Genomic DNA, 11,651 nt, shown 5'->3' with positions numbered 1-11,651 from the left:
TAATAAAACAAATCTTTTCCCGGAAGCCGGCTATAAAGATTGCATTCTTTTCAATTCCGCTTCATTTGTAAGGTCAAGTCGAAGAGGAGTAATGGAAACATGGCCGTTCTCCACCGCCCACCGGTCGGTTCCTTCTTCTGCCGGTTCAAGCGGACTTACCGTGAACCAATAATGTTTCCGCCCCATAGGATCCATACCTGGCGTAATGTGCCCATCGTATAAACGTACGGATTGCCTTGTCCAAATAATATCGTTTGGCTGAGGTGGGAAATTTACATTGTACAGGCAGAGCGCGGGCATATTCAGCAATAATTCCAGCGATTGTTCAATAAAAGGAGTGAGGGCCTCAAAATCCGGCTCTGTTTTTCCGGCCGGCGTGCTCAGTGCGATGCCTTTCACGCCAAGCAATACCGCCTGTTTCGCGGCGGCGAGGGTGCCGGAGTGCCACATGGAATTTCCTACATTCAGTCCCATATTGATGCCTGATAACACCACGTCTGTACTTGCCCACAAATGCGTACCCAAGGCTACGCAATCGGCGGGTGTACCGTTCACACGGTAAGCTTCCGCGCCATCAAAAGCGATGGGGGATTTCTTATAAGAAATAGGGCGCGAAGCGGTAATGGCGTGGCCCATGGAGGATTGTTCCACATCAGGCGCCATGATCTTTACTTCTCCGAAACGGGAAGCGCACTTCGCGAGGGCGGCAATGCCCGGACTGTAAATGCCATCGTCGTTGGTGATAAGTATTCGCATGTAAAAAAGGCTAACATAATCGTGCCACAAGGGCTGGAACAGAATTTTGTCTGCATCTTCAAACAACCCGGGAATACATGAAAAACATAGCACTGCTCCATAATCCAACAGCCGGTGATGAAGCGCACTCCAAAGAGAAACTCATTCATCAGCTGGAAGAAGAAGGGTACAATTGTAGATATTCGTCCACAAAAGAAAAAGGATGGGATAAGCTGAAAGATGATACCGATCTTATCGTAATGGCTGGTGGCGATGGTACGATCCGTAAAGTGATATTGAAGTTCTTCGCCAATGAAAAAACGGATATCCCTTTTACCTTACTGCCTTTGGGTACGGCGAACAACATTGCCCGCACTTTTGATATCCAGGGGAGAACAATTGAGATCATTAAATCCTGGAAGAAAGGAAAGGTCAGGAAGATTGACATCGGTAAATTCAATGGTGGCGGACTGTTCCTGGAAAGTTATGGCGCCGGACTTTTCCCTTTGCTGATGAAAACCATGAAAAGAAGGACCGACGAAGCGCCCACGCCCGAAGAAGAATTGCTCAAGGCTTTAGAACTCTTTCACGCTACAGTGCTTTCCGCTGAAGCCGTTCCCTATCAACTTATGGTGGATGGGGAAGACAGGTCAGGGAAATACTTAATGGTGGAAACCATGAATATGAAGTCTATAGGGCCAAATCTGCTTATGGCGCCCGATGCCGACACTGGTGATGGAAAATTTGAGGTGATCACGATCGGAGAAAATGAGCGGACCTTGCTGGCCGAACACATCCGCAGGAAAATGTCCGATCCGAAGGATTCTTTTCCGTTTGAACCAACCCTGGCCGAAAATGTGGAAATGAGCTGGAACGGTAAGAATGGTCATGCTGATGATACTTTGGTAACCCCTGAACCTGATAAACTGATCAGGATACGACCGGCAAAAGAAAAAGTAAAGCTTTTACTGGGGAGCAGAAATGAAGAATGATGTATTTTGAAGCATGAACAATGCTGAACAACTCGTAGCCCGGTTTAACCTGTTGCCGCACCCTGAGGGTGGTTTCTATGCTGAAACTTATAAAAGCGGGGAATACATACGGCAGGAACATCTTCCCGAAAGGTTTTCTGGAGCCAGGAGTTTTTCCACCGCGATTTATTTCCTGCTTCCACGGGGAAACTTCTCCGCTTTTCACCGCATTAAAAGTGATGAATGCTGGCATTTTTATGCGGGAGAAACACTGCTGGTGCATGTTATTCACTCTAACGGTACCCTGGAAACAATACGATTGGGCAACAACATGAATGCTGGTGAAACCTTTCAATATGTGGTGCCCGCCGGATGTTGGTTCGCCAGCGAGCCGGCGCCGCAAACAAATTTCTCCTTCGTAGGCTGCACCGTGGCGCCTGGTTTCGATTTCGCCGATTTCGAACTGGCCAAAGCCACTGAACTCACCAGTTTTTTCCCCGAACACCATGCGCTCATTACACGGCTTTGCAGGATGTAAAGACGGTGAGAATTTCAGACCTGCAACGGCATTGCGGTTCCCTCACGTATGCCAGCTGAAATAAAATGGTGGATGGATTTCAGATAGTTTTTGAGTTGCCACCTTTCATTTCTTCCACAATCTCTATATTTGCTCAAAATCATTTGTGTAATCGATTACGTTGATTGAATTGCCTTAAAATTTTCAACCATGACTGCATTCGACTTCAAAGAACATCCCCACACCCGTTTCAACCAACTGACCGGTGAATGGATATTAGTTTCTCCCCACCGCACCAAAAGACCCTGGCAGGGAAAAGTGGAAAGTCTGCCCGCAGACAACAGGCCTGCTTACGATCCCAAATGCTACCTGTGTCCGGGCAATACCCGCGCCGATGGCAGCGTGAATCCGGACTATACAGATTCCTTCGTTTTCACCAACGACTATTCCGCACTATTACAGGATACTCCGGAAGGTGGACTGGATGTGGAAGGACTGCTGCAGGCGAAGAGTGAAAAGGGCATCTGCCGCGTGATCAGTTTTTCTCCCGACCATAGTCTTACTTTACCACAATTGCCCGTTGAAGGCATTGAAAAAGTGATCGAACTCTGGACCCGTGAATTCATCGACCTTTCTTCGAACAAGGATATCCGTTATATCCAGATCTTCGAGAACAAAGGCGAGATCATGGGTTGTTCTAACCCGCATCCGCACGGACAAATTTGGGCGCAGGCATCGCTTCCGCTGGAGATATCGAAAGAGACCGCAAGGCAGGCCGCTTATTTCCAGGAGAAAGGAAAAAGCCTTTTGTCGGATTATGCCGAGCTGGAATGTAAACTCGGGGAAAGGGTAGTAGTGGAGAATGAACATTTCGTGGCCGTGGTGCCGTTCTGGGCGGTATGGCCCTTCGAAACCATGATCATCAGCAAGCGACATGTACCGGCATTACCTGAGTTCACGGTTGAAGAAAGAAAAGCGATGGCTTCCATCCTCAAAAAACTCACGGCCAAATACGATAATCTTTTTGAAGTATCCTTTCCATATTCGGCAGGTATGCACCAGGCTCCGGTGAACGATGGCCCGCATCCCGGATGGCATTGGCACATGCACTTTTACCCGCCGTTGCTGCGTTCGGCCACGGTTAAAAAATTCATGGTGGGCTACGAAATGCTGGCGAATCCGCAGCGTGATGTAACCGCCGAATGGGCAGCCGAACGCCTGCGCGCATTGCCTGAAGAAAGAACATTCTAAGCCATTTCTTCTTCCAACCCATCTTCCGGAAGCACATCTTCGGGTATGGGAAGGGGTTTCCGTTCGCCGATCTGCTGGCGCCACATGGCGTAATACAACCCTTTGCGGGCCAGTAGTTCGGCGTGCGAACCCTGTTCTGTAATGCGTCCTTTCTCCAATACAAAAATGGTATCGGCATGAAGGATGGTCGATAACCGGTGGGCGATCAGCACCGTGATCTGCCGCTTGCTGCGGGAGACTTCTCTCACGGTTGCCGTGATCTGTTCTTCCGTGAGTGAATCCAGGGCGGAAGTTGCCTCGTCGAAGATGAGCAACCTCGGGTTCCGGAGCAATGCCCGCGCGATGGACAAACGTTGCTTTTCACCGCCAGACAACTTCTTTCCCCCTTCACCCAATAAAGTATTCAATCCCTTTTCCAGTCCGGCCAAACCATCTGCCGCGGCTTGTTTCAGGGCCGACATCATCTCCGCATCGGTGGCATCAGGTTTTACGAAAAGCAGGTTCTCGCGGATGGTCCCGGAGAAAAGCTGGGTGTCTTGCGTTACAAAACCGAGTTGCCGCCGCATCTGGTTGTACCGGATGTTCCGCGAAGGAACGCCGTCGTAGTAAATAGTGCCTTTCACCGGCGTGTATAAGCCAACCAGCAATTTCACGAGGGTTGATTTTCCAGAACCTGATGGTCCCACGAAAGCAATGGTATCGCCCAGTTTCGCTTCAAAGGAAATCGCGTCCAGCGCGTTCACCGAAGCGTTCTTATGCCTGAAGGTGACCGATTCAAACCGGAGTTTTTCGAAAGCGCCGATCTCGGTGGGATCCTCCGGCCGGAACTCCGGTTCTTTGGCCATCAGTTCATTAAAGGCCTGCAAGGAAGCTTCTGCTTCCCGGTAAGAAAGAATGATACTGCCTAGGTCCTGCAAAGGGCCGATGATCGCCGTAGAAATGAATTGCATGGAAATGAGTTCGCCGGGAGAAAGTACTTTCCGGAAAATCAGCCAGAGTAAAATGAATAGAATCGACTGGCGCAGCAACATCAGGATCGCGCCCTGGTAAAAACTGAGTGTACGCACCTTCCGTACCTTGCTCATCTCCAGATCATAAATGTCTTGTGTATGTTTCTTCAACCGCCGTATTTCAGGATAGGTTAGCCCTAAACTCTTCACTAACTCTATATTCCGCAAGGATTCCGTAATGGTGCCACTCATCACGCGGTTCTGCCGGATCAGGGAACGTTGTAATACTTTGATGGACCTGCTCAGTATACTGGTTAAGCCGCCAAGCAGCACTACGCCCACGAGAAACACGGGAATCAGCGCCCAATGTTTGGTGAATGCGTACCATACCAGGAAGCCGATGCCCACGATGGAAGAGAAAAGAATGTTGATAAAGGAAGTAATGAACCTTTCCGTATCACTGCGCACTTTCTGAAGTATGGAAAGCACTTCGCCGCTGCTGGTGTCTTCAAATTCGTGGAAGGGCAGTCGTAGAGTTTGACGCAGTCCATCGTTGAAAATTTGCATCCCGAAACGTTGGATAACGAGCCGGAGGGCGAAGTCTTTGAATACGAGGAAAAGCCTTGCCGCCAATGCCAACCCGATGGCCAGGGCCAGCAGCAACATGACCCCGTTCACCATCTCTTCATCCGATTTATCGCCGGGCTTCAATGCGTATTCATCGATGATCTTTCCGAAAATCACAGGGTCATACAACGCAAGCACCTGCGCGGCACCGGCCAGCACTAAGGCGAGCAGTATCCACCAACGGTATGGCTGCAGGTATTTCCAGATCACTCTCATGGTATGTACATCGGCGTTTAAGTTCACCTAATGTACATATAATGCGCTGGTTTTGTTGGGTGATGGGTGGAAAAACAAATGGGGATACCGTTAAATAACGGTTATTCAATCAGTAGTTTGGTGGCGTGGATGTTCTTTCCTTTTGCTGTTTTTACCTGAACGAAGTACATTCCTTTTCTTACTGTTCCTGGTAACTGAACCGGTATCGGGCTACCCTGTACCCAATTGATCTTTTTTGAGAAAGCGGCCCTGCCCAGCATATCGAATACCACGATATTGTAAGCGCCTGCCGGAGATGTGCCCAGATCAGTATAAAAGCCGGCTTTGGATGGATTAGGGTACAGCAGGAGTGAAGAAAGTCGCGTATCCGGAACGGGGGTGATCATCGTGGAACGGTAAGTGATGATCACGCTTTGTTCCTGGAGGTCCTCTTCTTTTACGGTTGAATTGGAAGTTCTTTGGAGGGCGATGTTCGTTTCCTTCTGAATATGGGCCGCGAGTAGAATTGTGGTGTCGGGCGTGAAATCAAAATCCTGCAGTAATTCCTGGGCGGTGGAATGCAGGTGTATTCTTTTTTTGATGTTCAGGGCGGAATCTATGATAAGTCCTAACGCATCGGCGAAACCCGCTGAAGTATATGTTTGTTCAAGGATCTTTATAGGGTTGGAAAAAAACACACTTAATAAGAGTGTGTTATGGCCATACTTCTTTTTTAAGGATTTAGCCGATTGAGCACCATAAAGCGGAAGTTTGGATTGAAAATTTCCCATTGTGTCCAGGCAAACAAGTGATTCTGTTCTATCTGCACTGGATGGAATGGAGGTTTGTTTTGAAACAAGATGATTGTCCCAATAATATGTACTGCTGATCAGAACATTCGGCAACTTGAAATACATGTAAAGTTTATTGTTCATATATTCAAGTTCACCTTCCTTAACCTGTATATTGCCTACCGTAACCATAGTTGTGCCTGATGTTCTGTTGGTTTTTTTGGACCATTTGATTCCTTCTTCCCAATGGAACCTGATCAGCGCCAACCGTATGTCATCAAAACTTAACGTATCTAAGGGGAATTTTTGAAGCAGCATGTTCCCTTTAAATGTTTCCAGGGCAATCTGTTCATTTGGTTGACGGGGAAGTGACTTTCCCGAAATGAACATTTTGTTCCCGCTTCCAGCCATTGAAAGGAATTGAAAAAAATTGTATCCTGCCATTTTTGAAGGCGTGGATACTATCCTGAGGCCCCTCGAATCCTTATAATTTAACAACGAGTCAAACCGGACGATCACATCACTGATGTCAGCGGAATAACCTTTGTTCATAAAGAAACCAATTTTAGTAAGCTCCCTGGAGTGCATCATGGCGTTAACTTCACCGGAATGCTCGTCAAAAGAAAATTCGATCAGGCTGGCCCCGGATATATCAAGCGGCTGATTTCCCGGATGGTATTTGATTGTTATTTCTCCCTTGTTGTTCAGGTATCCTAGAATATTTACATTTTGACTTGAGCCGGTTTGAATAATCGTTGCTCCTGCTTTGAGATAATTCTGCCTGTTAAGTGCGCCTGTTAACCGTGCATGGAAATAGTACAGGCCATTGTTTCTCCTGAACTGCTGAAGGGAAACCGACTCATACGAACCTTCGATTCTGGATATCCACGAAGTTTGTTGAGTAGGGGAGATGCCGGCGAAATATATTCCAGCTTTCCGGGGCCTCATTTTAATGCTTAGTTCCTCGTCTATTTTCAGCTTTCCAAATGAAGTTCCGGCAATGATGTAAGATCCATCTGTATTAGTTTCAATATATTGGGTGGGGTCAAGAAGGTCCAGTGTATTAGTGGTGTCTTTGGCCGTAAGTCTCTTTTGTGTAAGATCATATTGCCATCTTTTGGTTCCTTTTGTATCCCCGGGTATGAATTCGATTACTTTTTTATCTCTTATTACCTGTAGCTGGTGGAGGAATATTTGTCCGTTAGAAAGGGGAGATTCCATTTCGCCGATCCAATGAAGTTCCGGCTGCTGCAACTGAAGATTGGTATGACCCAGGAATGCATTGGATTGCCCGTTAAGGTCCAGTGTTTTTGCATCATTAAAAAATACCCGTGTTGTTACGTTATCGGGTGCTACGTTCGCATCGGAAAATTCATTTCCTCCGGTAATACAACCTGTAAAGTAAAGGCTGTCACCCAATCGCATTATCGGCCCTATTAACAATATATTTCGCCGGATTTCATAGTTCAGGCCAACATAATAGGGAGCTATCCGATGCGTTTCCTGCAACACCAGGTTACGGTTAAAGCCAAAAAGTATTTGCTCATTATTGGCAGGAACATGGCTCCCTCCAATCAGATAAGTGGATGCATTGGGGAATACCCCTTTGCAATATACTCTATCTGTTTCTTCTATGTAAAATTGTGGTGAAAGGGAAATGTTGGGAAATGGACTTGCAATAATATTTTCAAAGGCTGTATCTATTGCGAAAATGTACCTGTCTGAAATTTTATTTTCCGTAAAGCGGACCTTTTTATCGTTCAGTATCACAGAATCACCACCAATAGTCATAGTCATGATAAACCGGTCTTTAGCGGCGATAAGATTGCTTATATTGAAGGTCGACTGGTTAAGTATCTGCATTTTTTTGGTGACCGTTACAGCTCCATTCTGACTGAGGGAAGCATAAACCAAAGCATAGGTGAACTGTTGTGAAGGTAGTATAGGAACATTTATTGTTGTGCTTCCTATTTGTATAATTGTACCGGTTGAAGTTGGTGAAAACAAACTGCTGAAAAATAAGTCAATTCTGTCTTTTCCCGGAAGAATGCTCATAGGCATATGACTTAGCTGCCTGATCCATTTGGTACTCCCGTCTGCAGCTATTTTAGTCATAAGGATTGCTGTCTGCTGAGGTTGCGGGAACTGAACCGTTATGCCAGCATATTGCACCATATCCTGTTTTTGTGGGAAGGTGATATTGGTGAGCATCAGCAGCTCGTTTTTGATGGAATCATAATACAATGCATTATTGTCAGGCGATAGATTCTGCGAAAATTCCGAATACTCGGTTCCAAGATTCTTGGCCCAACTTACGGTATGGTCTGGATTGTATTTGATTAGCAATACATCTCCTTCTCCTTTCCCCGAATAAGTTACGGAACTGTCAGGTGAAAAAGTTCCCATGAAGTTAATAAGCATGTATTTATTCCCATCCTTGTCATTTACATATCCTCTTACATTTCCGGGATATTCGCTGAAGCCGATTTGCTTGGAAGATGACACAGACTGGCCAAATGAAAAGGAAAAACTGAGACAGATCAGTACGGACACAATAAGATAAGGGCGCATATAGGGGTATTTCGCAAGACAAGATACAATTTTTACTAAAAAATAGAAAAACGCCCTGGCACACTGCCTCCCCCTAATTAATTTCCATTAACACTTCCATCCACCCCTTCTCCCTAATTTCAGTTTCCTACAATACATACACACATGAAACGTATTCAGGCTCTTTTGCTCTTAATATTTTCCTTCGGATACAGCTTCGCGCAGGTAAACAAAGCGCCCGCTTACCCGTTGATTACCCACGATCCCTACTTTAGTATCTGGAGTTTTACGGATGAGCTCACGGCTTCACCTACCAAACACTGGACAGGAACTGATCATGGCTTACTGGGCATCATCAATGTAGATGGAAAACTTTACCGCTTTATGGGAAAGGAAGCAAAATTGTACGAGACTATTTTGCCCGCTGCCGATGAACGTGAATACAATTTCCGATATACCGAAACCACACCGGAAGCGGGATGGATGCAACCTGGTTTTGATACGCGAAACTGGAAGACAGGAATAGCGCCATTCGGCGACAATAGAAGTCTTGTGAAAACGTATTGGTACAGCCCGGATCTTTTTGCGATCCGAACTTTCGACCTGAAGGATACGCCCGCAGGAAAAACTTTCCTTAAGTTAAAACACGACGACAATGTGGTGGTTTTTCTGAACGGAAAACAGGTGTATAAACACGATGGCTGGAACGAAAAATACATCTTCCTCCCTATGGAAGGACTCGTAAAAGGAAAGAACACATTGGCCATCCATGTAAAAAATACTGCCGGCGGAACTTTGCTGGATGCAGGTTTTGTAATGGAACCTTTGAAGAAAGCCGAGGATATGCCTGTGGCCATTCAGTCCAGCCGGGAAATGACCGCCACGAAAACGACCTATGGCTTTGAATGTGGCTCCGTTCACCTCCAGGTCGATTTCCTATCTCCATTGCTTGCGGATGACCTTAGCCTGGTGGCGCGTCCGGTATCGTATATTGATTTTAAAGCTCATTCAAAGGATGGAAAACCGCATCAGGTGAAACTTTTGTTTTCTGCCGCGACGGATATCGCCGTGAATGAACCAGTACAGGAAGTGATGGCTTCCGCCTATCAAAATGGAGTGCTCAGTATATTGAAAGCCGGAACAAAGGAGCAGCCGGTATTGAAAAAGAAAGGGGACAATCTCCGCATCGATTGGGGTTATTTTTATGTGGCTGCCAGATCGGGTAAAGATGTGGTGCAGTTTGTGTCCAACACAGAAGCTGGGAAAGCCTTTCTTGCTAAAGGAACTCAACCGGCAACTTTAAAAGAAGGAAAAAGTTTATCGCTTAATACCATACTTGATATAGGAAAAATTGGATCGGCACCTGCAACACAGTTGTTGTTACTCGGTTACGATGATCTTTTCCCTATTCAATATTTTGGTCAAAACCTGTTGCCATGGTGGAAAGAAAACGGCAACACGATTGAAAAGGAATTGAATGCCGCGTTTACCGGGTATAGTAAAATAGCCGAACGTGCCGCAAAAATGGATGCAAAAGTATACAACGATGCGCTGGAATCGGGAGGGAAAGCACTCGCTGAACTATGTGTAATTGGCTACCGGCAAAGTATAGCCGCGCACAAGCTGGTGAAAAGTCCGGAGGGTGAGTTGCTATTCTTATCCAAAGAAAATTTCAGCAACGGCTCCATTAATACTGTCGACGTAACTTATCCTTCGGCACCACTTTACCTGCTCTACAATCCCGATCTGCTGAAAGGCATGCTGAACGGAATATTTTATTACAGCGAAAGTGGGAAATGGAAAAAGCCTTTCGCCGCACACGACCTGGGAACTTATCCCATCGCTAACGGACAAACTTACGGGGAAGATATGCCGGTGGAGGAATCTGGTAATATGATCCTGCTCACCGCCGCCATCGCGAAAACGGAAGGAAACGCTGAATACGCGCGTAAACACTGGAAAACATTGAGCACCTGGGCGGAATACCTCTCCAGAGAAGGTTTCGATCCCGCGAACCAACTTTGTACAGATGATTTTGCCGGACACCTCGCCAGGAATGCCAATCTTTCCCTAAAAGCCATCACAGCCCTCGGCGCTTACGCGCAGTTGGCCGGAATACTTGGTGAAAAATCAGTTGCTGAAAAATATGGAGAGATGGCCAAAACGATGAGCCAAAAATGGATGGAAATGGCAGATGACGGCGACCATTATGCGCTCACCTTCAGCAATAAGAATACCTGGAGCCAGAAATACAACCTCATCTGGGATAAAGTGCTTTCCCTGCAACTCTTCCCGGAAGATGTGTACACGAAGGAAACAGATTTTTACCTCACCAAACAACAGGCTTACGGCTTACCCCTCGACAGCCGAAAAACCTATACCAAATCCGACTGGATCGTATGGACGGCTTCCCTCACCGAAGACGCTGCTAAGATGAAACAACTCATCGCGCCAGTATATAAGTTCGCGCAGGAAACGGGTTCACGCGTACCCATCAGCGACTGGCATGAGACCACTTCCGGAAAGATGGTAGGGTTTCAGGCAAGAAGCGTGGTGGGCGGGTATTTCATGCCGGTACTGAAGAAGATGCTCTCGGGGAAGTAAGGTTAGGTGCACGCAATGTTTCACACGATTGCTTTGTTTCTCGCAACGGCGCACTGCTTCCTGCTTCGCAGCAGCAAGGACGCAAGGCATTAATTGATTGGGGAGAGGCTTTGTCGGATGTATTTTTTTCTCGCAACGGCGCACTGCTTCGTTCCTCGCAGGCGCAACGTCAGCTCATGATTGAATAGCTTCTTTATGGGTGGGCTATCAGCAATGATTATGTTTCAACAACACTTGGAGCCTTTGCGCCTTCGAATGCAAGAAACACACACAAAAAAAAAAGCTCTCCAATAATCAATGCCGTTGCGTCGTAGCGCCGTTGCGAGAAAATTCCCATAGCCTGCAGCACCTCAACCGCTCTGCGAGGCTGCGAGGAATGAAGCAGGAAGCAGTGCGTCTCGTATGTTTGTGTTGTTGTAATAATTTAGCTTAATCAATGTGAAAAGTCAGGGAACCCAAA

Annotated in this window: 7 protein-coding genes; 4 read left to right on the top strand and 3 right to left on the bottom strand. The window is 46.7% G+C overall.

Translation table 11 applies throughout. From position 1 onward, the window contains the following. Positions 1–30: 30 nt before the first annotated feature. A complete protein-coding gene (surE, locus tag M4J38_RS17560) occupies positions 31–756 on the bottom strand; it encodes a 5'/3'-nucleotidase SurE (protein ID WP_251761112.1) in 726 nt (241 codons plus the stop codon). A gap of 77 nt (positions 757–833) precedes the next feature. Here surE and M4J38_RS17555 point away from each other — a divergent pair, with 77 nt between their 5' ends. The 3 genes from M4J38_RS17555 (at position 834) to M4J38_RS17545 (ending at position 3,474) form a co-directional block, all read left to right on the top strand. Then, the gene (locus tag M4J38_RS17555; protein ID WP_251761111.1) at positions 834–1,727 is read left to right on the top strand and encodes a diacylglycerol kinase family protein; all 894 of its coding nucleotides are present in this window, start codon (positions 834–836) and stop codon (positions 1,725–1,727) included. Between the two features lie 13 nt (positions 1,728–1,740). Beyond that, the gene (locus M4J38_RS17550; protein WP_251761110.1) at positions 1,741–2,244 is read left to right on the top strand and encodes a cupin domain-containing protein; all 504 of its coding nucleotides are present in this window, start codon (positions 1,741–1,743) and stop codon (positions 2,242–2,244) included. Between the two features lie 189 nt (positions 2,245–2,433). Then, positions 2,434–3,474 carry a UDP-glucose--hexose-1-phosphate uridylyltransferase gene (locus M4J38_RS17545; RefSeq protein WP_251761109.1) on the top strand — a complete coding sequence of 347 codons (1,041 nt, stop codon included), beginning with the start codon at positions 2,434–2,436 and terminating at the stop codon, positions 3,472–3,474. On the opposite strand, the gene M4J38_RS17540 is transcribed toward M4J38_RS17545, so the two are convergent. After that, positions 3,471–5,267 carry an ABC transporter ATP-binding protein gene (locus M4J38_RS17540; protein ID WP_251761108.1) on the bottom strand — a complete coding sequence of 599 codons (1,797 nt, stop codon included), beginning with the start codon at positions 5,265–5,267 and terminating at the stop codon, positions 3,471–3,473. The genes M4J38_RS17545 and M4J38_RS17540 overlap by 4 nt on opposite strands. A 101-nt stretch (positions 5,268–5,368) precedes the next feature. Then, a complete protein-coding gene (locus tag M4J38_RS17535; protein ID WP_251761107.1) occupies positions 5,369–8,608 on the bottom strand; it encodes a T9SS type A sorting domain-containing protein in 3,240 nt (1,079 codons plus the stop codon). A gap of 144 nt (positions 8,609–8,752) precedes the next feature. Between M4J38_RS17535 and M4J38_RS17530 the strand changes: the two genes are divergently transcribed. Continuing rightward, the gene (locus M4J38_RS17530) at positions 8,753–11,191 is read left to right on the top strand and encodes a glutaminase family protein (protein ID WP_251761106.1); all 2,439 of its coding nucleotides are present in this window, start codon (positions 8,753–8,755) and stop codon (positions 11,189–11,191) included. Positions 11,192–11,651 lie beyond the last annotated feature (460 nt).

Source organism: Parasegetibacter sp. NRK P23, from assembly GCF_023721715.1.
In the GTDB taxonomy this organism is placed as follows: Bacteria; Bacteroidota; Bacteroidia; order Chitinophagales; family Chitinophagaceae; genus Parasegetibacter.
Note: the sequence above shows the minus strand (reverse complement) of the source record. Positions and strands in the feature narration are given on the sequence as shown.